This window comes from Actibacterium mucosum KCTC 23349 (assembly GCF_000647975.1).
GTDB lineage: Bacteria > Pseudomonadota > Alphaproteobacteria > Rhodobacterales > Rhodobacteraceae > Actibacterium > Actibacterium mucosum.
Window position 1 is genome coordinate 266217 of the sequence record NZ_JFKE01000005.1, and the last position, 23702, is coordinate 289918.

At 61.2% G+C, this 23702-nt stretch carries 23 protein-coding genes; 15 read left to right on the forward strand and 8 right to left on the reverse strand.

Annotation, left to right across the window (positions count from 1 at the left end; translation table 11 throughout):
* Together ACMU_RS13215 and hisG are read left to right on the forward strand one after the other, a co-directional pair.
* The gene (locus ACMU_RS13215) at positions 1-1107 is read left to right on the forward strand and encodes an ATP phosphoribosyltransferase regulatory subunit (RefSeq protein ID WP_035260296.1); all 1107 of its coding nucleotides are present in this window, start codon (positions 1-3) and stop codon (positions 1105-1107) included.
* Complete coding sequence (gene hisG / locus ACMU_RS13220; protein WP_035260297.1) at positions 1104-1802, forward strand: ATP phosphoribosyltransferase; 699 nt, start codon at positions 1104-1106, stop codon at positions 1800-1802. The genes ACMU_RS13215 and hisG overlap by 4 nt, the downstream gene beginning before the upstream one ends.
* A gap of 79 nt (positions 1803-1881) precedes the next feature.
* Here the strand turns inward: hisG and ACMU_RS13225 are convergent, their stop codons facing one another.
* Positions 1882-2310 carry a DUF1489 family protein gene (locus ACMU_RS13225; protein WP_152544615.1) on the reverse strand — a complete coding sequence of 143 codons (429 nt, stop codon included), beginning with the start codon at positions 2308-2310 and terminating at the stop codon, positions 1882-1884.
* A gap of 114 nt (positions 2311-2424) precedes the next feature.
* On the opposite strand from ACMU_RS13225, the gene ACMU_RS13230 reads away from it, so the two are divergent.
* Positions 2425-4689: an adenosylcobalamin-dependent ribonucleoside-diphosphate reductase gene (locus ACMU_RS13230; protein WP_035260303.1), complete on the forward strand. Its 2265-nt coding sequence runs from the start codon at positions 2425-2427 to the stop codon at positions 4687-4689.
* Between the two features lie 5 nt (positions 4690-4694).
* On the opposite strand, the gene ACMU_RS13235 is transcribed toward ACMU_RS13230, so the two are convergent.
* Together ACMU_RS13235 and ACMU_RS13240 are read right to left on the reverse strand one after the other, a co-directional pair.
* Positions 4695-7250: a hybrid sensor histidine kinase/response regulator gene (locus ACMU_RS13235; RefSeq protein ID WP_152544616.1), complete on the reverse strand. Its 2556-nt coding sequence runs from the start codon at positions 7248-7250 to the stop codon at positions 4695-4697.
* A gap of 1 nt (position 7251) precedes the next feature.
* Positions 7252-7740 (reverse strand): molybdopterin-dependent oxidoreductase, encoded by a 489-nt coding sequence (locus ACMU_RS13240; RefSeq protein WP_035260659.1) that lies wholly within the window; start codon positions 7738-7740, stop codon positions 7252-7254.
* 166 nt (positions 7741-7906) lie between these two features.
* Between ACMU_RS13240 and ACMU_RS13245 the strand changes: the two genes are divergently transcribed.
* Positions 7907-8524 carry a response regulator gene (locus ACMU_RS13245; protein ID WP_035260308.1) on the forward strand — a complete coding sequence of 206 codons (618 nt, stop codon included), beginning with the start codon at positions 7907-7909 and terminating at the stop codon, positions 8522-8524.
* Here the strand turns inward: ACMU_RS13245 and ACMU_RS13250 are convergent.
* The gene (locus ACMU_RS13250) at positions 8521-9174 is read right to left on the reverse strand and encodes a GntR family transcriptional regulator (RefSeq protein ID WP_035260309.1); all 654 of its coding nucleotides are present in this window, start codon (positions 9172-9174) and stop codon (positions 8521-8523) included. The two genes, ACMU_RS13245 and ACMU_RS13250, sit on opposite strands and share 4 nt — an antisense overlap.
* Positions 9175-9391: 217 nt before the next feature.
* On the opposite strand from ACMU_RS13250, the gene ACMU_RS13255 reads away from it, so the two are divergent.
* The 5 genes from ACMU_RS13255 to ACMU_RS13275 all read left to right on the forward strand — a co-directional run bounded on the left by ACMU_RS13255 (position 9392) and on the right by ACMU_RS13275 (position 13863).
* Positions 9392-10270, forward strand: coding sequence for a LysR family transcriptional regulator (locus tag ACMU_RS13255; protein ID WP_035260312.1), 879 nt, complete (start codon positions 9392-9394; stop codon positions 10268-10270).
* Between the two features lie 119 nt (positions 10271-10389).
* Entirely contained in the window at positions 10390-11298 is a 909-nt protein-coding gene (locus ACMU_RS13260) for a lipid A-modifier LpxR family protein (protein WP_035260313.1), read from the forward strand.
* Between the two features lie 89 nt (positions 11299-11387).
* Positions 11388-12458 carry a Hint domain-containing protein gene (locus tag ACMU_RS13265; protein ID WP_035260315.1) on the forward strand — a complete coding sequence of 357 codons (1071 nt, stop codon included), beginning with the start codon at positions 11388-11390 and terminating at the stop codon, positions 12456-12458.
* Between the two features lie 180 nt (positions 12459-12638).
* Positions 12639-13259 carry a 30S ribosomal protein S4 gene (rpsD, locus tag ACMU_RS13270; RefSeq protein ID WP_035260318.1) on the forward strand — a complete coding sequence of 207 codons (621 nt, stop codon included), beginning with the start codon at positions 12639-12641 and terminating at the stop codon, positions 13257-13259.
* Positions 13260-13374: 115 nt separating this feature from the next.
* On the forward strand, positions 13375-13863 hold the full coding sequence (locus ACMU_RS13275; RefSeq protein WP_035260320.1) for a DUF2867 domain-containing protein: 489 nt from the start codon (positions 13375-13377) through the stop codon (positions 13861-13863).
* On the opposite strand, the gene ACMU_RS19930 is transcribed toward ACMU_RS13275, so the two are convergent.
* Genes ACMU_RS19930 through ACMU_RS13290 form a run of 3 tightly spaced genes read right to left on the reverse strand, consistent with a single transcriptional unit; the run spans position 13860 to position 15549 of the window.
* Positions 13860-14618, reverse strand: coding sequence for an AraC family transcriptional regulator (locus ACMU_RS19930; protein ID WP_035260322.1), 759 nt, complete (start codon positions 14616-14618; stop codon positions 13860-13862). The genes ACMU_RS13275 and ACMU_RS19930 overlap by 4 nt on opposite strands.
* Positions 14619-14632: 14 nt before the next feature.
* A complete protein-coding gene (locus ACMU_RS13285; protein ID WP_035260324.1) occupies positions 14633-14935 on the reverse strand; it encodes a putative quinol monooxygenase in 303 nt (100 codons plus the stop codon).
* Positions 14936-14946: 11 nt separating this feature from the next.
* Complete coding sequence (locus tag ACMU_RS13290) at positions 14947-15549, reverse strand: class I SAM-dependent methyltransferase (protein WP_051588334.1); 603 nt, start codon at positions 15547-15549, stop codon at positions 14947-14949.
* A 167-nt stretch (positions 15550-15716) separates the two neighbouring features.
* Between ACMU_RS13290 and hisC the strand changes: the two genes are divergently transcribed.
* From hisC to ACMU_RS18855, 3 genes are read left to right on the forward strand one after another with little or no spacing between them, the layout of a single operon-like run.
* Positions 15717-16805 (forward strand): histidinol-phosphate transaminase, encoded by a 1089-nt coding sequence (gene hisC, locus ACMU_RS13295; RefSeq protein ID WP_035260327.1) that lies wholly within the window; start codon positions 15717-15719, stop codon positions 16803-16805.
* Positions 16802-17737 (forward strand): prephenate/arogenate dehydrogenase family protein, encoded by a 936-nt coding sequence (locus ACMU_RS13300; RefSeq protein WP_035260332.1) that lies wholly within the window; start codon positions 16802-16804, stop codon positions 17735-17737. Before hisC ends, ACMU_RS13300 begins: the two co-directional genes overlap by 4 nt.
* Positions 17734-18582, forward strand: coding sequence for an extensin-like domain-containing protein (locus ACMU_RS18855; protein WP_035260335.1), 849 nt, complete (start codon positions 17734-17736; stop codon positions 18580-18582). Before ACMU_RS13300 ends, ACMU_RS18855 begins: the two co-directional genes overlap by 4 nt.
* Here ACMU_RS18855 and ACMU_RS13310 read toward each other — a convergent pair whose 3' ends face one another.
* Complete coding sequence (locus ACMU_RS13310) at positions 18583-19530, reverse strand: DUF2125 domain-containing protein (protein WP_152544617.1); 948 nt, start codon at positions 19528-19530, stop codon at positions 18583-18585.
* A gap of 66 nt (positions 19531-19596) precedes the next feature.
* Here ACMU_RS13310 and ACMU_RS13315 point away from each other — a divergent pair, with 66 nt between their 5' ends.
* The 3 genes from ACMU_RS13315 to ACMU_RS13325 all read left to right on the forward strand — a co-directional run bounded on the left by ACMU_RS13315 (position 19597) and on the right by ACMU_RS13325 (position 23659).
* Positions 19597-20130, forward strand: coding sequence for a gamma-glutamylcyclotransferase (locus tag ACMU_RS13315; protein WP_035260337.1), 534 nt, complete (start codon positions 19597-19599; stop codon positions 20128-20130).
* Between the two features lie 97 nt (positions 20131-20227).
* Positions 20228-21403, forward strand: coding sequence for a hypothetical protein (locus ACMU_RS13320; RefSeq protein ID WP_035260339.1), 1176 nt, complete (start codon positions 20228-20230; stop codon positions 21401-21403).
* Positions 21404-21406: 3 nt separating this feature from the next.
* Positions 21407-23659, forward strand: a complete 2253-nt coding sequence (locus ACMU_RS13325) for a peptidoglycan -binding protein (RefSeq protein WP_035260340.1) — start codon at positions 21407-21409, stop codon at positions 23657-23659.
* Positions 23660-23702: the final 43 nt, after the last annotated feature.

Sequence of the window (23702 nt, forward strand, 5' to 3'; positions counted from 1 at the left end):
ATGGCATCAAAAGCCGACATTCGCACTCAGGCGCAGGCGCTGCTGGCGCGGTTTCAGATGGCCGGCGCCGAGGTGGTCGAGGCCGACATCCTGCAACCGGCCGACATTCTGCTGGACCTTTATGGCGAGGACATGCGGGCGCGCGCCTTCGTGACCGCCGATCCGCTGCGTGGCGAAATGATGCTGCGCCCCGATTTCACCGTGCCCGTGGTGCGGATGCATATGGACGGTGGCGAGGCCCCGGCGCGCTATGCCTATATGGGCGAGGTGTTTCGCAAGCAGGAACACGAGGTTGGCCGGCCGGCAGAATACCTGCAGGCGGGGTTTGAAATCTTTGACAAGGGGGATCCGGCCGAAGCCGATGCCGAGGTCTTTGCGCTCTTTACCGAGATGCTGGCGCCCTTGGGTCTGCGGGCGGCCACCGGCGATATCGGCATCCTGCGCGCCGCGGTGCAGGGGCTGTCGACGACCGATCGCCGCAAAGCCGCGCTGATGCGCCATATCTGGCGACCGCGCCGGTTCCGCGCCATGTTTGACCGGTTTGCCGGCCGTGTGCCGCAGCCCGAGGCGCGCGCCGAACTGGTACGGCAGGTGGACGCGCAGGGGCTGGCTACGCTTATGGAACAACGCGCGCCGGCCATCGGCCTGCGCAGCGTGGCCGAGGTTGAAAGCCGCGTTGCGGTGCTGCGTCACGACATGGCCGCCCCGCCGATCCCGGCCGCCCAGGCCGAGGTGCTGGACCATATCCTCGACCTGCGCGAAACCTCGGAAAACGCGCTGGAACATCTGCGCGACGCGGCAGTGGACCTGCCCAGCCTGGCCGAGGCCGTGGCCCGCGTCGAACGCCGGATGGAGGCGCTGGCCGCGCGCGGCATCGACATGGCGCGCCTCGATTTCGAGGTCACCTATGGCCGCACCAACATGGAATATTACGACGGGTTCGTGTTCGGCTTTTACGCCGAGGGGCACCCCGACCTGCCGCCGATCGCCACCGGTGGTCGGTTCGATGCGCTGACGCGCGAGCTGGGCCAGGGGGCCGAATGCCCGGCGGTGGGCGGCGTGATCCGCCCGGCGCTGATGCTGGCGGTGACGGAGGGCGCGACATGAGCCTGAAGCTGGGCGTGCCGTCCAAGGGGCGGCTGATGGACAAGACCTTTGCGTGGTTTGCAGACCGCGGCGTGGCACTGCGGCGCACCGGGTCGGATCGCGAATATGCCGGCGCGGTGGACGGGGTCGATGGTGTCGATCTGGTGCTGCTGTCGGCGGGCGAGATCCCGCGCGAACTGGCAGCGGGCCGCATCCATATGGGTGTGACCGGCACCGATATGGTGCGCGAACGCATCGCCGACTGGCAGGATCACGTGCGCGAACTGGCGCCAATGGGGTTCGGCCATGCCGATCTGGTGATCGCGGTGCCGGATTTCTGGGTGGATGTGGACGGGCTGGACGATCTGGACGCTGTCGCAGCCGCCTTCCGCCGCGAACATGGTTTCCGCCTGCGGATTGCCACGAAGTACCACCGGCTGGTGCGCGAATTCCTGCGCGAGGCCGGCGTGGCGGATTATCAACTGGTCGACAGCCAGGGCGCAACCGAAGGCACGGTCAAGAACCTGACCGCCGAGGCCATCGCCGACATCACATCCACCGGGGAAACCCTGCGCGCCAACCACCTGCGCATACTCAGCGACGGGCTGGTGCACCAATCGCAGGCCACGCTGTTCCGTGGCCGCCGCGACAACTGGAGCGACGAGATGCGCAGCAGCTACACAGCACTGATGGCGGCATTGGGGCAGGACGGCTGAAGCGGAACGTCCACCCGAGCGCCAAAGCCGCAAGGCGACGCGCGAGACAAAGGCTTGCGCCGCAAGGCGCACCTTTGGGTCAACGAATGCCGATTTCGGCCAAGGCCGCCGACAGCTCGGGCGGAAGATCACTGGCATCCGACCGTTGATCCAGATCCGCGGGCGCATCGGCCTGCGGCAAATACCGCCAGCCCTGAAAAGGGCGCCGAGGTGCAGGTTGGGTGCGGATGATCTCTTCGTCCATGACAATCCCACACCGCCGGATGCCGTCCTGACCAATCACCTCGTCCAGCCGCAAGATGCGCTGCCGGGCGCCAATCACGCCGCGAAAAACCCAGTAGAGCGAGCCACCATTCAGCAGCTCCGCTTCGCGTTTTGGCCACATCCGGGTGACGTGTCGGCAGAGATAGTTCCGCTCAACCTCTTTACGGTGCGCACGCCACGCAATCAGATCGTCAAGGCTGTCCACCCCAACGCAGAGTTTCACAAGATTGACGGACTTATCCACAGAATCCTCCACAGGCATGGCAGATATTGTATGTGTTTTTGTCAGAGCTTCAAACGCTTGTGGTAGTGTCGCCGCACGGCTATTCTATGCGCCCGTCGAACTGAGGATTCCCGCATGACCCGCTTTGCTGCCCCCATTGCCGAACAGATCTGGGACATCAAGTACCGTCTGAAAGAAGCGGATGGCACGCCCATCGACGGCTCGGTTGAGGATACGTGGCACCGCATTGCGCGCAGCCTGGCCGAGGTGGAAAAGGACCCCGCCGCGTGGGAGCCGAAATTCTTTGCCGCGCTGGAGGATTTCAAATACCTGCCCGCGGGCCGGATCACCGCGGGCGCGGGCACGGCGCGGTCGGTGACGCTGTTTAACTGTTTTGTCATGGGCACGGTGCCAGACAATATGGGCGGCATATTCGACATGCTGAAAGAGGCCGCGCTGACCATGCAGCAGGGCGGCGGGATCGGCTATGATTTCTCGACCATCCGTCCCAAAGGCGCGGATGTGAAGGGCGTGGCCGCCGATGCCAGTGGCCCGCTGAGCTTTATGGATGTCTGGGACGCGATGTGCCGCACCATCATGTCGGCGGGCAGCCGGCGCGGCGCGATGATGGCCACGATGCGCTGCGATCACCCCGATATCGAGGATTTCATCACCGCCAAGCAGGACCCGGCGCGGCTGCGCAACTTCAACCTGTCGGTGCTGGCCACCGATCCGTTTATGGAGGCGGTGAAGGCCGACGGCCCCTGGGATCTGATCTTTGACGGCAAGGTCTATAAAACCGTGCAGGCGCGCGATCTGTGGAACCAGATGATGCGCGCCACCTATGATTACGCGGAACCGGGGGTGATTTTCATCGACCGGATCAACGCGATGAACAACCTGTCTTATTGCGAGACCATCGCGGCGACCAATCCCTGCGGCGAGCAGCCCCTGCCGCCTTATGGCGCCTGCCTTTTGGGCTCGATCAACCTGGCGCGGCTGGTGGGCCAGCCGTTTGAGGCCGGGGCGGCGCTGGACGAGGCGGCTTTGGACGATCTGGTCGCCACCGCGGTGCGGATGATGGACAACGTGGTGGATGCCAGCCGCTTCCCGCTGGAGGCGCAAGCGCAAGAGGCGCAGGCCAAGCGGCGGATCGGGCTGGGGGTTACGGGGCTGGCGGATGCGTTGTTGATGGTTGGTTTGCGCTATGGCTCGGACGAGGCGGCGCGTCAGACCGAGCGTTGGCTGCACCGGATCGCGCGCGCCGCGTATCTGGCGTCGGTGGAGCTTGCACGGGAAAAAGGTCCGTTCCCGTTATTTAATGCCGAGAAGTTCCTGGCGTCAGGCCATATGCGCGACATGGACGAAGATGTGCGCGCGGCGATTGCCGAACATGGGATACGCAATGCGCTGCTGACCTCGATCGCGCCAACTGGCACGATCAGCCTTTATGCGGGCAATGTCAGCAGCGGGATCGAGCCGGTCTTTGCCTATTCCTATACCCGCAAGGTGTTGCAGAAGGATGGCAGCCGGACCGAGGAAGAAGTGACCGACTATGCCGTCCAGATGTGGCGCGAGAAGTTTGGCGACGCAGACCTGCCCGACTATTTCGTCAACGCCCAGACCCTTGCGCCGCTGGATCATGTGAAGATGCAGGCGGCAGCGCAGAAATGGGTGGATTCGAGCATTTCGAAAACCATCAACTGCCCCGAGGACATCAGCTTTGATGCGTTCAAGGATGTCTATATGGAGGCTTACGAGACCGGCTGTAAAGGCTGCACCACGTATCGGCCCAATGATGTGACGGGGTCTGTGCTGAGCGTGTCGGAAAGCTCGGACAATGCGCCCGAGGCGGATAGCGGCGCGGATGTCGTTTATATCTCGGAGCCTTTGGACCGGCCGCAGGCGTTAGAGGGCAACACCTACAAGCTGAAATGGCCCGACAGCGAGCATGCGATCTATATCACCATCAACGACGTGGTGATCAACGGGCATCGGCGGCCGTTCGAGGTGTTCATCAACTCGAAAAACATGGAGCATTTCGCCTGGACCGTGGCGTTGACGCGGATGATCAGCGCGGTGTTCCGGCGCGGCGGCGATGTGTCGTTTGTGGTGGAAGAGCTGAAGGCGGTGTTTGATCCGCGCGGCGGGGCGTGGATGGCGGGCAAATACGTGCCGTCGATCCTGGCGGCGATTGGCGGGGTGATCGAGACGCATCTGGTGCAGATCGGGTTTATCGAGGGTGAGGGGATGGGGCTGAAGACCGACCCGAAGGCCGAGGTCATGGTGGCCGGCGAAAGGCCGCGCGGGCCGGCCTGCCCCAGCTGCGGCCAGTATGACCTGCAGATGGTCGAGGGCTGCATGACCTGCATGAGTTGCGGGTATTCGAAGTGCGGATAAAGTTTTCAGGGTAGGGCGGCCAGAGCCGCCTTGGCGTCTTGCAGCGCCGCTGTGAGTGCTGATTTTGCGTTTGCGGTGGCATCCTTGTCGTCAGCCTTGGTCGCGGCAGAGAGGATGTCGAGATGTGTCAGCACGCCGGTCAGGCCCAATAGCGCGGCGGCCCCGCGTATCTTGTGCAGTCTTTCGCGCGTTTCGGAGGGATCAACCGCCGGAAGCGTTGCCAGAGATTGCGCGGTCTCTGCAAAGAAATCGGCCGCGGTGCGGGTCAGCTTTTCATGGCCAAGCACCTGCTTTAGCTCGGCGAGGACTGTGAAATCCACCCCTCCTTGAGGCTTGGCACGGTTATCGGTGGCAGCAGGCGACGACTGATCCAAGATGCCGCGCAGAACGGGTAGTCGGATCGGTTTGGTGAACAGTTGCGTCATGCCTGCGTGCAGCGCGCGGTCGCGGTATTCCTCGGATCCATGGGCCGTTAGACCAAAAATCGGCGTTTCGGCGTTGGGTCCGGTACCTTTGCGGATTTGCTGCGTGGCCTCGATGCCGCCCAGAACCGGCATGCTGATATCCATCAGGACCAACGCAAACGGGCGCGCCGCGCAGGATTCGATGCCTTCTTGGCCATTGGTGGCCTCGAATACGTTGTGGCCAAGCTGGCTGAGCATGTCACGCAGGACCGAGCGGTTCACGGCGTTGTCCTCGACGATCAGGATGTCTTGGCTGGCGGTGTCCGGCGTGGTCGCCTCGTCGGTGGATTTGGGTTCGGTCGGGGCGGTTGCAACGCGTTGCAACGGCAGGGACAGGGTAAAGACGCTGCCTTGGCCCGGGGTGCTGTCAACGGCAAGGTCACCATCCATCAGCCGGGCAATGCGGCGCGAGATGGACAGACCCAACCCGTCACTACGGGTTTGGCGGCCGGCACCATCTGCCAGTGACGTGAAATCCTGAAAAATCAGGTCGTGGTCTTCGGGTGAAATCCCCGGCCCGGTATCCTGCACCTCGATCTTCAGCGCGGTGGTTTGCGGCCCGTTTACCCCCGTGACCATGACGCCGATCGCGCCGGTATCTGTGAATTTGATGGCATTGCCCACGAGGTTGGTCAGGATTTGCCTCAGACGATTGGCGTCGGCTCGGAAGGGCCGGTTCATCGCCGGGTCAATCTCGAGGCTCAACCGCAGGCCCTTTTCCTGTGCCAGAGGTTCCAGCACGTCGACAACCTCGTGCACAAGGCTGGACAGCTGAAAGGTGGACGGTGACATGGCCAATGCGCCGCTTTCGATGCGGGTGATGTCCAAGGCCTCGTTCACATGTTCCAGAAGGATCTCACCCGACGCGGTGGCGATTTGGGCATAGCGTGACTGTTGCGGAGAAAGAGGCGTGGTTTTCAACAGGTCCAGCACGCCGAGAATGCCGTTCAGGGGGGTGCGCATCTCGTGGCTCATGACGGCCAGGAATTGCGATTTCGCCTTGTCGGCCTGCTGTGCGCGGTCGCGGGCGTCGATCAGGCCCTGTTCGTTGATGATACGCTGGCTGATGTCGCGCATATAGGCGATCAGCATGGTTTCCCCCCCAGCACGGGCCGAAGTGATGTTGATCTCGACCGGGAATTCCTCGCCGCTTTTGCGCAGGGCCGAAAGTTCGATCCGGCCGGAATCTACGACAACCGGTTTTCCCGTGGCCAAGAATCGTTCCATTCCGTGTTCATGTGCTTCGCGGTACTGCATGGGGATCAGGACATCGGCCATGGGTTTGTCGATGACCTCGTTTCGGGACCAGCCAAATATTTCTTCCGCGGCGGTGTTGAAGCCACGAATAACGCCGGTCTTGTCGACCGTGACGATGGCATCGAGCGAGGCTGCAACCGTGGCCGACAATCGGCGCGTCGTCAGGCGCAAGGCGCTGTCGGACCGGCGCACGTGCTGCAACGACTGGTTCAGCCAGATCAGAACACCAACCAATGCGACCAGCAGAGCCACCGCCGCGCCGCCCGTGCGCAGCAGTGTGGCCGAGAACTCGGCACGTGTTTGTTCGGATTGCGAGGCCTGAACCGAAACCCCCAAGAGGGCCAGCTGACGCACATGGGGGGCGGTTTCGTCCACCATCGCAGCCATTTGCGGCAACACGGCGTGGTTCAGCGCGCCGGGTTGATCGAGGACGTCGATCAGTTGGTCGCCGAACAATTGAATTTTTCCGCGCAGATCGTCGGCTTTGGCGTTTCCGGCAAACAGTTCGCCAATTTTTCCGGTATCCAGCAACGACAGGCGGCTGAGCATGATGTCCGAGCGGAACCGCACCGTGTTCAGTTGCGATTGCGGATCGGTGCGCGCAACGGCGACCGCGGCACCAAGGCGCGCCAGCTCGGTCTCGACCTGCGAAAGGGTCCACTGGATGTTGTCGGTGTCGGTTCTGGCCAGCCCCCGCAAGTCGCGCGCCAGGCTGGAGCCAAACACAAGCAGTGCGAAGAACAGAATGCCAATCGCCGCAAGGATGAAATAGCCGAAGCGCGCCATACCGGGATCTGCCTTTGCAAGCCTCTGTGGCTTCAGCTTAGACAGGTCGGCCACGTCAATCCAAGATATTCAGGCGAGACAATTGCCAAACGCTTTGCGAATACACTGTTTCAGTCTGGTATTTGGGATCGGCGTCATACGGGAACACCACCCAGAACGGACCCTTGTCGCGCACTGAAAGGGTGGCGCCGTCGATGCGCGTGGCGATGATCGGCGCGCTCTCGGCCACGTCCGACATTGGGATCGTCGCGGCATAGTCGTTCAGGGCCACCATCTCGACCGTGGAACCGGTCAGACCTGCGGCCTTTATGATCTCGGCCATGGCAACGCCGCTGAAGGTGATCGCCGTGTCCGTCCAGATCGTGGATGTCTCGAAGCTGACCTGCGGCAGGGCGTCGAGGTCGGACAGTGACAATTCCAGAGTTGTGCCAGTTGGGTTGGCCGACACCACCTGCAAGGCAGGTCCCTCTTCGGCCGATGCGGCAAAGGCTGCCAGACAAACCGCACCCGCAATTGCAAACCCTGTTGATGAGTGGTGGTTCATGGCCATTCCCCGAAACTGTCACTGTCCGATTACCGTTCTACATCCCAACGCAGGTGCTGTTTGGGTGCAATGGGATAAAATACCTATCCTTTGGTGTAGGTCGGGGTTTGATTGTTAATTATTCCGCGCCATTGTGAGAGGGAAAGCCAAGAAAGAGTTAACGGTTATGCCTTGTATTCTTATTGCAGACGACCACGATCTGGTGCGCGAGACGGTTGCGGCCTATTTGGGGCAGGTGGACGAATTCACGGTGCTGACGGCGGCCTCGCTGGATGCAGGGATCAAAGTGATCAGCGGCGAGATTCCCGTGGATTTGGCCGTGTTGGATTACAATATGCCAGGTATGGATGGGCTGGACGGGCTGGACCGCATGCGTCGCAGCCATCCACAGATCAAAGTGATGCTGCTGTCCGGCAGCGCCACGCGTGAGGTGGCAACAGACGCGATGGCGCGCGGGGCGGATGGGTTCATTCCCAAGTCCATGCCCGCGTCGTCCATGGTCAACGCGATCCGCTTTGTTCTGGCAGGCGAAAAATACTTTCCGTTCGACTTTGCCGCCCAGGCAAACGGGGGCAACTCAGCCGCCGAAGATGCCGGCCTGTCTGAACGCGAGCGCCAGACGCTGGAGCAGCTGTGCCTTGGCCTGACCAACAAGCAGATCGCCCGGAACCTTGGGCTGCAGGAGGTCACGGTAAAGCTGCATGTGAAAAACCTGATGGCCAAGCTGGGTGTCAGCAACCGTACGCAGGCGGCCTTGTTGGCCAAGGAACGGCATCTGGTTTAGCTGGCTTCGCGTTCGCGCATTGCGCGGGAATAGGCGTCATAGGAATGCTGCAGATGGCTTTCGCACAAAGTGACCAGCGTGGCGTGATCGCCTTGTGACAGCGCATCGATCATCGCGTGATGCTCTTCGCGGGCTTTCGACAGGGCGTTGTGGTCATCAAGGGTCGAAAAGCGCACGGCATGCGCTTGCATCGCTGCCTTTTCAATGGCCTCGGTCAGAAAGGCATTCGGACAAAGCGCAAACAGGGCCCGGTGGAAATGCAGGTTGGCCCGGAACAGGCCCGGCATATCCTGATCCTCGGCTGCTTTGTCGTGGCGGGATTGAATTGCCTTCAACTCCTCCAGTGCAAGGATCGATGCGGGCAAAGGTATCTGGCCTGCTGCGGCCGGTTCAATCACGCGACGAAACGCGTAAAGGGCGGCGACATCTTCGGGGTCATAGCTGCGGACAACGGAACCGCGGTTGGGAATACGCTCGACCAGCCCCATTTCCGACAGCTTTGCAAGCGCAGCGCGGGCCACATGGCGCTTGGCCTCGAACCGTTCGATCAGGTGGTCTTCGATCAATCTTGTGCCGGGGGTAATGACCCACAGCACGATATCCTCTTCCAGCGCATTGACGATCTTCTGAACTTCGTGATCCGTCCCCATCTACCAACCTTGTTTTTCCATTCATCACCCGGACGGCAACGCGTGTCCCGCGCGTATTCAACCCGGTTTGGTGCATCGCGGCAACCGGGCTTGTTCGAATACGTTGCAAACGTGCCACGAGGATGTGCCTCAACGCACCGGATTTCTGGTTCGCATTGGGTGCACATTTTGCTAATTTCTGTCGGATCGGATCATTTTTTATCCACCTGAGGGGCAGATGCACGACACTGATTGGGATCGTATCCGGATTTTCCTTGAGGCCATGCGCGCCGGCAGTCTGCGCGGGGCGTCGGAAAAGTTGGGCGTGAACCATGCCACGATCAACCGGGCGATCAGTCGGCTGGAAGAGACCTATGGCACGCGGCTGTTCGACCGATCAGCGGGTGGATTGTCGCTGACCCAACCGGGCGAGGCGTTGGTCGAACATGCGGAAGAGATGGAGGCGCAGGCGTTTCAGATCGCCCGCAAGATCTCGGGTCTGGACAGCCATCCGTCCGGTGTTGTGCGCGTCAGTATCTCGCCGTCGCTGGCGCACCGGTTCTTTGCACCGATCCTTGCGGGGTTCTCGGAGGCTTTTCCCGATATCGATGTACGGTTGATCGCCACAAATCAGCGCAGCAACCTGGCTCGTATGGAGGCGGATGTGTCCATTCGCGTTGCCGATCGCGTCAGCGACGACGTGGTTGGTCGGCGGGCGGTGAAATTCGTGCAGGCGGTCTATGCCGCGCCGGAGTACGTGCAGCGCGTGGGGCCGCTGACACTGGGGGATGGCACGGGCGCGCATTGGATCAACTTTCGGTCCGACCCGAAATGGATCAAGGCCAGCCCGTTCCCGAATGCCAAGCCACGCCATTTGATACCCGAGATCACGATGCAGATCGAAGCCGCCGCCGAAGGGGTTGGAATGGTTCTGGTGCCGACATTCATCGGCGACGCCGATCCACGGATAGTGCGGGTGCCCGATATCCCGATCCAGCCGGGCTATTCTATCTGGTTGTTGCTGCATGACGACCTGCGTCATTCCGCACGTGTGCGTGCGTTTGTGGACTTTACTGCCCAATATATCAGCGAGCGAAAGCGGATGTTCACGCGCTGAGGGGCAATCTGTCGATAATTTGAAACTTTTTTGATTTCAGGCGCCCGCCCTATTGGTGCCCGAATCACATTGTTATAAAGTCTGCGCAAGCAGGCAAAAAACAAATCGGCAGGTAACTTATGAATTGGGCGCTGAAACTGGCGGTCGCACTGGCTATTCTTCCCGGCGCTGTCGCAGCCGAGGATCGCACCCATCTGGGTGTTGGCCGTATATTCAACAACGACTTTCTGGGCGATGGCCACGACCGGTGGCGCACGGGATCGTACACACTGAGCGTTGTGCGCGGCCCGGAATGGACCGGTTCGCTGCCAGACGGCGCCGGAGAGCTTTTGGAATATCGGTTGCGCAGCGAGATCATCGCACCTGCCAGCCTTACAGCACCCGCCGCGGGTGACCGTCGATATGCCGGTATCCTGTCCTTCGGCCTGCACACGCATTTCGAGCGCGGTTTGCTCGAGTATTCGGTTGGCGGTGACATGGTTGCCGTTGGCCCGCAAACCGGCATGGACGACCTGCAACGCGCCGCACATGAAGCGCTGGATCAGCCGCTGCCGACGAACGCGGCGGCCAATCAACTGGGCAATGCGATCTACCCGACGCTTGTTGGTCAGGCAACGATGCCGCTGCCGATCTCTGACAGGTTGGAATCGCGCCCCTTTATCGAAGCACAGGTGGGTGTCGAGAATTTCGTCCGGCTGGGGCATGACTTTGTGATTGGCGATCTTGGTCGTGATGACGTCTGGGTTCGTGACGCCGTAACCGGCCAGCTATACCCGGCAACGCATACCGCCGGCCCGGGCTATTCTGTTGTGCTGGGTGGTGACATCGCGATGGTCACCGACAGCCGGTTGTTGCGGGAAAGCGACGGTTTCAGTCTGACGAACGCGCGGACCCGTCTGCGGGCCGGCGTAAACTGGCAGGGCGAAAAAGTCGGCGTTTTCTATGGCCTGACTTGGTTGGGTAAAGAGTTCAAAGGCCAAGACGACAGCCAGGTTGTGGGGTCTTTGAACCTCAGGCTGAAATTTTGATTCCCATTATGCGAATCGGCGCTTTGCCACATGAGCTTCTTGTGTTAACGTCCCGTTAATAAAAAAATATTCGAGGCAGGCAAACAAAGATGGGAACGGGCTTTCGCGGCACGTTTGTCATTCCTTGGGCGCTTACAGAAGTGGACGGGGTGCAGGGCGCACCAGGTGACGCTTTGACGGTGGGATCGTCATGGCGGCGTCTTGGTGAGGCAACACGTGTGGATGGCCCGGCGGAACTCTTGCTTCTGGACGGCAGCGCCGAGGAAAGCGACATGCGCAAGCGTGCGGCTAAAACGGTGCACCGGCTGGTCGGTGCAGCAATGAATCCAGAACAATCGGTCCATGATCAGCCGGTTGAACCGTTGATCGACAGCGGCTTCGTGCTGACCGATGGACAAAACAGTTACGTGGCAACCGAGATTGCAACCGGTGGTGGGCGACGCCCGCTGCTGATGTTTGTCGACGAGTTGCCACCGCAGAACCAGGATCTGTGGGTGGTGCGCGTTCTGGCCGAGAACAGCTCGGTTCAGACCTATTACGAGCATCAGCCCAATGTCATCTGTTTCGCGGCGGATACGCGTATCGCGACACCTGAGGGCGTGAAACAGGTTCAGGACCTGTCCGAGGGCGATATGGTTCTGACCAAGGATGACGGCCCGCAGCCAATCTGCTGGACGGGACGGCGCCGGATCACCGGGGCACGCATGTACGCGATGCCACATATGCGCCCGATCCGTATTCGTGCCAGTGCTCTGGGCGAGTATCGGCCCGAGGGGGATCTTTTGGTCTCGCCCATGCATCGCGTGCTGTTGCAAGGCAAGTCGGCCGAGATGTTGTATGGCGAGTCCGAGGTTCTTGTATCGGCCCGGGATCTGCTGAATGACCGGTCCATAGCGGTGGATTACACGCTGCGCGAGGTGACCTATGTGCACCTGATGCTGGAGCGTCACCAAATCCTGTTTGCCAATGGTGTGGAATCCGAAAGCTTTCACCCGGCGGACACGTCGCTGGACGTGCTGGACCCGGATCAACGTGACCTGTTGTTAAAGCTTTACCCATCGGTTGAGCACGACCCGGAAACCTATGGCGGCCATGCGCGTCGTTTCCTGAGCCCATCCGAGGCGGCAGTTTTGCAACATGAGGGCGGTCTGAGGCATTGACTCTGCCCTGCGCGGCTGTATAAGCCCGCCATTCCCGGCCCCCGCGGCCGGGTTATTCATTGGTGTTGGTGGCCCCCGCAAGGGGATTCCTGTCAGGCCACGCGTCCCACGATGCGTTTGCCAAAGGACAACGCCCTTCATAGCTGCCACATGGCAGCGTTCTGACGAAGGAGATCAGCCGTGACCAAACGCACGTCTGCCAAGTACAAAATCGACCGCCGGATGGGTGAAAACATCTGGGGCCGTCCGAAATCCCCCCTGAACCGCCGCGAATACGGCCCCGGCCAGCACGGCCAACGTCGCAAGGGCAAGCTGTCGGATTTCGGCATTCAGCTGCGCGCCAAGCAGAAGCTGAAAGGTTACTATGGTGACCTGACCGAGAAACAGTTCCGCCGCATCTATGGCGAAGCCGAGCGTGTGAAGGGTGACACCGGTGAAAACCTCATCGGTCTGCTGGAGCGCCGCCTGGACGCGGTTGTGTACCGTGCCAAGTTCGTGGCCACCATCTTTGCCGCGCGTCAGTTCGTGAACCACGGCCACGTTACGGTGAACGGCCAGCGCGTGAACATCCCGTCCTACCGCGTCAAGGAAGGCGACGTGATCGAGGTGCGTGACCGGTCCAAGCAACTGGCCGTGCTGCTGGAAGCCGTGCAACTGCCCGAGCGTGACGTGCCCGATTACATCGAGGCCGACCACTCGAAAATGACCGCCACCTTCACCCGCACGCCGGGCCTGTCGGACGTGCCGTACCCGGTGATGATGGAACCCAACCTGGTGGTTGAATTCTACGCGAAGAACTGATCTTCGCCGCCCTTTGAAGTTCCTGGAAAACCCGTGGCTTGGCCGCGGGTTTTTCTTTTGCGCATCTTGTCGCAGAGGGGCTGCCTTTGTCGGGTGGCCTGCCTAGATCAGCCCCATGATCACGATGAACAACTCCAACGCCTATATTCTGGGCCCGATGGGCAGCCTGGACTATTTTGACCAGCAATCCATCAACCTGCCGCGCGCCGTCACGCCGTTGGATGTGTGGAACCTGGCCATTGCCGACCCACCATCGTGGCTGCGCGTGGCGTTTCGGATCCGCGATGCGATTTCGTCGTTGTTTGGTGTCCAAGGGGCCGGCGGGTTCAGCGGAGCGCGGTTTGACGCGGTGAAGGCCGGGGATCGCATGGACTTTTTCCTGGTCGAACATGTGGCGCAGGACGTGTTGGTCATGACCGCGAATGACAAACATCTGGACGTCATGATCAGCATTTCGACGCACGGCAAAACGGTGGATGTGACGGCATCGGTCAAGAACCACAACACGTTTGGGCGGGCCTATATGGTGCCGGTGGGCATCGCGCATCGCTGGATCGTGCGGGATACATTGAAACGCCTGAAGGCGCGGGTGTCGGCCACCTAGGTGTCGAAACTGGCGCGGTATTCGGTTGGTGTCATCCCGGTGAACTCGCGAAAAGCCGCGTTAAAGGCCGAGATCGAGCTGTAGCCAACAGAAAGGGCCACGTCCGTGACAGGGCGTTTGGGATCACCCGCCAGTGCCTCGATCGCGCGGATCATACGCAGCCGCCGCAAGGTCTGTCGCCAGGTCATGCCCATCTCGTCAGCAAAGCGCCGGGCCAGTGAACGCGGGGACAAGGCGACCTGCGCGGCTATGTCATCGAAGACCGGGGTGCCGGCGATCTGCGTTTCGGTCAGATCCATCGCCTGGGCCAACCGCGCGTCGCGGGGGATTGGCATCACCGCTGGGCTGGGCGTTTCGGCCAGTTTCCACGTGGCCTGGGCGAGGGCTTTGAACATCTGTTCGGCATAGGTGGGCAACGTCCCTTCGGGGTTTGACCATTGCCCGCATTCCATGACCAAGGCCCGCGCCAGCGGCGACATCTCGAACACACGCAACGGTCCCGGTGGCGGGTCCGTCAGGCGGGGTGCAAACAGCACCGACCGACAGGTCAGCGCCGTGGTGATTGTCACTTGAATCCGCGTTTGCGCGGCAATCAACGCTGCGCGCGCGGGCGGCAAAGTCCAGCTGCGCCCTTCATGCGTCAACCGCATCGCTCCAGCAGACGCGTAGAGCAAATAGTGCCGGTCCATCCGAAAATCGGTTGGGGGGGCGGGCGGAAAGTCCAGCGCGACGCTGTAGGCGAGGGGATCGCTCATGCCCCGATGCTAGGTCAAGCGGCGTCCTCGATCAACGCGGCGTTGTATCGGCGGCTTGAGGGCGGGGCGACCATCATCGGGCGCAACGCGGCCCCAAGCTGAGCAAAACTGTCGGACGACAGGTACCCGGCAAAGCCGCTTTCGGCCGCCCATTCATGGATCACGGTCACCAACATGTCGTCGACAGGGTCGGCGACCGGCCGGAAGGTCCGGCATCCCGGCATGGCGCGCACGGCCTGCGCATGGTCCAGAAGCAACGCCAGGGCAGCGGCGCGGTTGTCTGCGGTGGTTTGGAAATCTACGATGGCAACGAGCATTCGGGGACCTTTCAGGACGTATGGCAAAGATAGGCAAGGCTGGTGCGTGAAGGCACGCCTTTGTCGAAGGGAATGACCTGTACACGTGTGAAACCGGCGATCTTGCAAAGGCCAATGATGTGTTGAGATGGCCACCATTTATGGCGCCACTTCAACCAGATAACCCATTGGCAAATATGGGGTTTGCTGACAACCAAAACGGCGCGCCCACCTTCATTGCACAGGCCGTGCAGCCGCCGAACGGCATCTGCCGGATCATTGCAATGTTCGATCACATGGGCGGCTAAAACGGTGTCGTATTTTGTCGTTACCGGCAGCGATTGCAGCGTCGTTTCAGCCCGCCCCACGTTGCGGGTCATTGGGGTAAGGGCAGTCTGCGCGGTGTCCAGCATGCTGGCAGAAGGGTCAACCAGGGTAAGGTCGGCCGCCATCCCGTTTACACGCAGAAATGCGTGTGCAAATTCACCCGTTCCGGTGCCAATGTCGCACACCCGTTTTGCGTGGGGCAGTTGCAGACGTTCGAACAGGCGACGATAGGCGGCGGCATAGCCAAGCTCGGCCAGCTTTGCGCCCCAATTCGGCGCGGCGCGGTCATATCTTTCGATCATGGTCATTGGGCATCGCCTCCTTGACGTGAAGGTTAGTCCGAGCCCGGCAAATCCGCTTGTTGTGACGCGCCAAAGACACGCGTGTAACGGACTTTCAGTTTGCCGTGTTCTGAGGCTGGCCAACCCCCAAAGACACAGGTAGAAAATGAGGGCAATTTCGTGAGTATCAGTCCATGGCAAAGTCGATCACTCCGCAGCCCGGAATTCTCGATATCGCGCTCTACGTTGGTGGCGCGTCCAAGATCGAGGGCAAGAGCGATGTGGTGAAACTCTCGTCTAACGAGAATCCCTATGGTCCTTCGGACCAGGCCAAAGAAGCTTTTGCGCGGTCAGGCTTGCAATTGCATCGCTATCCGCCAACCGACCACGCGCATCTGCGCGAAGCAATCGCCGAAATTCACGATGTGGATGCGGACAGGGTGATTTGCGGTGTCGGCTCGGACGAGGTCATCACCTTCCTTTGCCAGGCTTTTGCCGGGCCGGGGGATGAGGTGATCCACACCGAACACGGCTTTTCGATGTACAAGATTTCGACGCTGGCGGCCGGTGCAACACCCGTTGAGGTGCCCGAGCGCGAGCGTGTTGTCGATGTCGACGCCATTGTCGAGGCCTGCAATTTCCGCACCAAGTTGGTGTTCATTGCCAATCCGGGCAACCCGACAGGCACGATGATCGGTGGGAACGAGCTGGCGCAGCTGGCCGACCGTTTGCCCCCGCATGTGTTGTTGGTGGTGGACGCGGCCTATGCCGAATATGCCGAAGGCTATGACGGTGGCAAATCGTTGGTGGACGAGCGCGACAATGTTTTCATGACGCGGACCTTTTCCAAGATCTACGGGCTGGGCGGGTTGCGTGTCGGTTGGGGCTATGGCTCGCAGGACGTGATCGACGTTCTCAACCGCGTCCGTGGTCCGTTCAACCTGAGCGTTGCGCAAATCGAAACCGCCGCGGCGGCATTGCGCGATCTGTCCTATACCGAGAAGTGCCGGGCAGACAACGCGCGGTTGCGGATCTGGTTGGCGGACGCATTGGCCGAAACCGGTGTTCAGTCCGACGCGTCATCGGCCAACTTCATTTTGGCGCGGTTCGACACGCCAGACGAGGCAGAGGCATGTTACGAGTGGCTGCGCGACGAAGGGATTCTCGTGCGCAAGGTTGCAGGGTATAAGCTGCCCCAATGCCTGCGTATCACGATCGGGGACGAGGCGGCTTGTCGCCGTGTGGCCCATGTGGTGCGCGCCTTTCGGGAACGGAGTGAATGACAGACGTAATTTTTCCGCGCATCGCGCTGATCGGGCTGGGGCTGATTGCCGGCTCTATGAGCTTGGCCGCGCGCCGTGCGGGTGTCGTGGAACAGGTGGTGGGTACGGCCCGGTCGCCTGAAACACGCGCGATCGCAGCCGAGATCGGCCTGTGCGACGTGGTCGTCGATACGGCGGCCGAGGCCGTGAAAGACGCAGATTTGGTCGTGCTGGCAGTGCCGGTAGGGGCCATGGGCGCGGTTGCCGCCGAAATTGGCCCGCATCTGAAGCCGGGCGCGACGGTGACCGATGTTGGGTCGGTCAAGCGCGCGGTGATCGACACGGTGACGCCCCATATCCCGGACGGTGTCCATTTTGTTGCCGGTCACCCGTTGGCCGGGACCGAGCATTCGGGCCCGCGATCGGGTTTTGCCGAGCTTTTCGACAACCGCTGGTGTCTGCTGATTCCGCCCGCTGACGGGTCGGGCGCGGAACCTGCAGCAAAGCTGCAATCGCTGTGGGAAGCCATGGGCGCAAATGTCGAGATGATGGATGCCGATCACCACGATCAGGTCCTTGCCGTCACCAGCCATGTGCCACACCTGATTGCCTACACGATGGTGGGCGTTGCAGACGATCTGGGACGGGTGACCGATAGCGAGGTCATCAATTTCTCGGCCGCAGGTTTTCGCGATTTCACCCGCATTGCCGCAAGCGACCCCACGATGTGGCGCGACGTGTTCCTGAACAACAAGGACGCCACGCTTGAGATCCTTGGCCGGTTCACCGAAGAACTGTTTGCCCTGCAACGCGCCATTCGGACGGGCGAGGGCAACGTGCTGCATGACTACTTCACCCGCACAAGAGCCATCCGACGTGGTATTGTACAAGCAGGGCAAGACACCGACGCCCCGGATTTCGGGCGCGGCGTGCAAGGAGAAAAGAAAGAGTGACGCGTTTCGGGTTGGCAATTGTGGCGGGCCTTGGGCTGGCGATCGGTGCGGTGCAGGCTGCGCCGCTGGATCGGTCGCCGATCCCCAAGCCGCGTCCTGTTATCGGGGTTCCGGTTTTGAAACCGGTGTTTGGTCCCGGATCCCACATCGTCCGCCCGCAACGCAACCCACGCCGGATTATCACTACGGTCAGCACTGCAGCTGTGGCAACAGCACGTGCAGCCGCAAATGCCCCACTGGCGGTATCGTTGTTCCCCAAGCCGCGCCCTGCTTTGAAACCCTACAAAGTCAGCGCACCAGTGCAGGTCGCCGGGGGAAAAGTTGGCCCAATCTGCGGGCGACGCGACATTCAAGGGGTGCGCGTTGCTGATATTCGGGGCTCGCAAGCCGGATGCGGCGTGAGCGACCCCGTACAGGTGATCGAGGTGTCGGGCGTACGTCTTTCAACCGCGGCCACCATGGATTGCAACACGGCAAAGGCCCTGAACGAATGGGTCGAAGACGGGCTGCAGCCAGCCGTGGGGCGCTTGGGCGGTGGGGTGTCTTCTTTGAAGGTTGCGGCAAGCTATGTCTGCCGCACGCGAAATCATCAACCGGGTGCGAAGTTGTCTGAGCACGGCAAGGGGAAGGCCATCGATATCTCTGCCATCACCCTGTCGAACGGCAAGGTTCTGAGTGTGCAGGAAGGCTGGGACCAAAGGGCGGATGGCAAGATCCTGAAAAAGGCGCATGCGGCGGCATGTGGGCCATTTGGCACGGTGCTTGGGCCGGATGCGGACAGATTCCACAAAGACCACTTCCATTTTGACACGGCCAAACACGGCAACGGCAATTACTGCCGGTAATCAGCCGCCGGTTTGCGGGGGTGTCAGCCAGAGGAATGGCAGGGCGCCGATGTAGACAACGCCGTTGCGAACGGGCAGCGGCAGGGTGACATCATCACCTTCAGCGATCAGCGGCAGTTGCCCGGACAGGCCTTGCAACACCTCGGGTGCAATCAAGCCAAGTTTCTGCAAACGCTCAAGAAAGCCGCGCCAATTGACAATCTCCAGCGTAAGCTGTCCCTGCGGTCGCCCAAACTGCCAGTTCAGGATGCCGGTCAGGCTGGCCCGGACACCGTCGCCTGCATTCAGTTGAAACCTGGACAGATCCAACGCCACCGGCTGCGCCGCGCTTTGGGCAAGATGGCGGTCCAGCGGGTTGTTCAACGTCAAGACGCCGTCCATGTTCAGTTGCAGCGTTTCGCCACCCAGTTGGGGCCAGGCAACGTCGCTGGCGGCAAGGCCCAGCCTGTATTGCGCGTCTTCCAACCCGCTGATTGCGGCGCGCAGGTTGGTAGTTGAAACGGACATGTCAGACAGTGAAACGGTCAAGGCTTCTGTAACAAAGCTGAGCTGTTGCAAGGGCAGGTCCGGTGTTGCAGCGAGCGAAAGGCTGGCGCGCATGTCTTCGTTTTTCAGGACAACCGGAATGCCACCGACAGACAAGTTGATGTCGTTCGGAGCCACGGCGATGACATGGGTCGGACGATAACTGAGCGACAGGATTTGCAGGAACGCCGCCTCAAGTGTCAGCGCCGCGTCGGGCGAGGTCAGCTCAACATCGCTGAGCGTCGTGTCCAGCCGGCTTGGAAACCCACGTGTCTGAACGTCCGAGGTAGTGATCTGCCAGCCCTGCGCATTGGCCTGGTCCAGCGCCGCGTTGAACCCACGCCGGGTGCCCTCGGCGGCGACGAACCAGTAGATCGACCACCCCAGCGCCACCACCAACAACAATACGAACAGCCGCCGCATAAAGCGCCCTCTTTTCCTTTTGATCTGTGTGGTGTTTACAAGCGGCACAACAAAAGGGCCAGTCACATGACACTTTGGGTGTTTGGATACGGATCGCTGATTTGGAACCCCGGTTTCGAGGTTGCTGAACGGCAGGTCGCCACGATGCACGGATACCACCGCAGCTTTTGCATGCGCTCTATTCACCATCGCGGCACAGAAGAGGACCCGGGCCTTGTACTGGCGCTGGACGCCGACCCGAATGCAAGCTGCACCGGCATGGCGTTTCGCGTCGCAGAGGGTCACGAGGACCGAACACTTGCGGAGCTGCGCGAACGTGAATTGATTTCATCGGCCTATCTGGAGGCTACCGCGCCGGTAAAACTGCAAACGGGCGGTCAGGTTGAAAGCTTGGTCTATATAATCGATCCCGACCATGTGCAGTATTGCGGAGGGCTGCCGCTGGACGAACAGGCGCAGATCATCGCGACGGCGGTTGGTGGGCGGGGCCCCAATTCGGAATACCTGTTCAATACCTCGGACCACTTGGTGGATCTTGGCATTGCCGACGCGGAATTGTCTTGGTTGGCCAATAGGGTGCGCGAAATTCAATCATCCTGAGCAAAGGCTGGCCGCACTGTCATTGCTTATTGTGGCAACGCAGCATTTACCCTAAAGTTCAGGCAATAATTTTGGGGCCGGAACCCGGTTTAGGCATATGAGCACGCCCGAGGCAGAGACGCAGTTTTCCCAACCGTTCCGCCAGTTTTTCCTGATGCTGGTGGTGCTGGCGGCGTTTTCAACGGGCGCCTATTTCATCTATCCCAACGTTGCCCCGGTCTTTTTGGCCAACCCCTATTTGAACGGTGCAATCCTTGTGGTGTTTGCCGTTGGGGTTCTGACCTGTTTCCTGCAGGTTATCCAGCTGGGCTTTTCGGTGAATTGGATCGAAGGCTTTGCGGCCGAACGTGTGGGCCACGAGATGACGCGCGCCCCACGCCTGTTGGCACCGCTGGCGGCGCTGCTGCGGTCGCGCGGGAAATCGATGCAGATCAGCTCGACCTCGTCCCGTTCGATCCTCGAATCCGTGGCCACGCGGATCGAAGAGGCGCGCGATATCACGCGCTATATCGTCAACCTGCTGATTTTCCTTGGCCTTCTGGGTACGTTTTATGGGCTGGCAACAACCGTACCGGCGGTGGTGGATACGATCCGATCACTGTCGCCCCGCGACGGCGAGACCGCGGTAGAGGTGCTGGCCCGCCTGATGTCCGGGTTGGAAGAGCAGTTGGGCGGTATGGGCACGGCCTTTGCATCGTCCCTGCTGGGGCTTGCCGGATCGCTGGTGGTTGGTCTGCTTGAACTGTTGGCTGGACACGGACAGAACCGGTTCTATCGCGAGCTTGAGGAATGGCTGTCCACCATCACCCGTTTGGGCTTTTCCAGCGGCGATGGCGAGTTGGGCGAGCAGGGCGCGCTGGTTGGCGTCATGGCCCAGATCGCCGAGCAGATGGACGCGCTGCAGACGATGTTCACGCAATCTGACATCAACCGCGCCATGGTGGATGAGCAGATGGGGACGATGGCGCAGGCCATCGTTCACCTGTCCGACCAGTTGAGCCAAGACGCGACATTGTCGACGCTGAACCGGATCGCTGACGGGCAGGAGCGTATCGCCAACCTGTTGCAGGGGCGCGCGGATGCCGGCGACGATGTTGCCGATGCCAGTGTCGACGCCGAAAGCCGGATGCGGTTGCGGTCAATCGATGTGCAGTTGTTGCGCATACTGGAAGAGATCTCGGCCGGGCGACAGGAATCCCTGACCGATTTGCGCAGCGATCTGGCCACCCTGAACGCCACGATAAAACGCGCCGCGGGCGAGGCCGAGGGCTAGGCGATGGCCCTGACCCGACGCACCGGACAACGCTTCCAAGGCTCTATCTGGCCCGGCTTTGTTGACGCAATGACGGCGCTTTTGTTGGTGCTGATGTTCGTGCTATCGGTCTTTATGATCGTGCAGTTCATGCTGTCCGAGACGATTTCGGGCCAGGAAGACGAACTGTCTGAACTGAATACCGAGCTGGCCGCTCTTGCCGAGGCGCTGGGCCTGGAACAGCAGCGTGCGTTTGAGTTGGAAACAGAGATCGGCACGCTGGGCGGGCAACTGGATGATGCGCGAGAGCTTTCGGCGGCTCAAACGGCGCTGATCGCATCGCTGAATGCACAGGTACAGGATCAGGCCAACGCCCTTACCGCGGCCCAGGCACGTATCACAAGTTTCGAAGCGCAAGTCGCCAGTCTGTTGGCGCAACGGGACGAGGCGGAAGCGCGCGGCGTGGCTTTGCAGGCGGATCTGGATGCGCTGCAGGGCGAAAACGCGCGGCTGTTAACGCAGCAGGAACAATTGCAACTGGCCTTGGCACAAGCTCGCGATGAAATCGACGCCGGCGTTGAGGCGGCGCGGTTGGCCGCCGCCCGCCGTGAGGCGTTGGAAGCGTTGATCGCAGATTTGCGTGCGGAAAACGAAGGCGCAGCCGAAGCAAACACCGTCTTGTCCGGTCGGATCGAAGATTTGCAGGCGCAGCTAAGCGAAGAAGAAAAGGCGCGATTGGCAGAAGCCGCCGCTGCGGCTGCGTTGCGTGAAAGATTGCAGGGTGCGCAGGACGAGTTGACAGCGATGACCCTGGCGCTTGAAGCCAAGCGGAAAGAGGCCGAAGACACGTTGACACTGTTGGCTGCCGCCCGCGCTTCGCAGGATGACCTGACGGCGAAACTGGCCGCGGCGCTGGCGGCACAGACCGAACTGGACGCAACGCTGGCAACTGCCAACCAAGGGCGCGAGGGGCTGCAACAGGCCTTGCAAGACGCGCGGGCCGAGCGTGAGAAGCTGGCCGAAGAATTGGCCATTGCCTTGGCTGCGCGCGACCGTCTGCAAGCGGAATTGACCACGGTTCGCGCCGAGGCCAGCGATGCGGCAGCCGCGCTTTTGGCCGCGCAAGAGGCAGGGCAGGCGGCGCTGGAAGCGTCGCAAGAAGAACTGCTGGCTGCCATTGCTGCCCGTGATACCGCGCGGTCTGAACTGGAGGCCGCACGGGCCAAAGAGGCAGAGACCACGCAGGACCTGCTGGCTGCAATCGCGGCCCGTGACCGGCTTCAAACGCAGATCGAAGACGCCGCAGCGGCGAATGAGGCCGACAGGGCCGCACTGGACGAGGCGCGCGCGGCACTGGCCCGGGCAAATGCCCAGTTGGAGGCGTTACAGGCCACTGCGGGGAACGAGGCGGAGTTGCAGAAATCTCTGGCGGCGGCTTTGGCTGCAAAGCTGGCGGCAGAACGTGATGCGCAAGCTCGGTTGACCGAAGCGGAAGAACGCGCGGCACTTTTGGCGGCCGCGCGCGACTCGCTTAGCGCAGAAGAGACCAAATCGGCCGACTACCTGCGCCGGGTGGAGTTGTTGAACCAGCAGGTGGCAACACTGCGCAGCCAGCTTGCTTCGCTGGAGGCAATTTTGGATGTGGCCGAGCAGAAGGATGCCGACGCGCAGGTACAGTTGGAATCACTTTCCAGCCGATTGAACTCGGCGCTGGCGCAAGTCGCTTCCGAGCAACGGGCCCGCGCGCGGCTGGAAGAGGCGGAACGCCTGCGGCTGGAGGAAGAGGCGCGCCGGTTGGCGGCCGAGGCCGAAGACCTGGAAAATTATCGGTCCGAGTTCTTTGGCCGCCTGCGCGAGGTGCTGGCCGGGCGCGAGGGGGTGCGGATCGTGGGCGACCGTTTCGTATTCTCGTCCGAGGTGCTGTTTGAACCTGCATCGGCAGACCTGGCACCGGCGGGTCAGGCGCAGATCGCCAATGTTGTGTCCATCTTGCGGGACATTTCGGATGACATTCCGGAAGGCATCGATTGGATCATTCGCGTCGATGGCCACACCGACAACGTGCCGCTGTCCGGTACAGGGCGATTCCGCGACAATTGGGAACTGAGCCAGGGCCGCGCCCTTTCCGTGGTGCGATACATGACCGATGTCTTGGCATTCCCACCCGAGCGTCTGGCCGCAACAGGGTTTGGCGAATACCGTCCGGTGAACCCGGCCGATACACTTGAAGCACGCGCACAGAACCGGCGGATCGAACTGAAGCTGACCGAACGCTGAAACGCAAAACGCCGAGGCACTGCCCCGGCGTTTTGTTATCTGG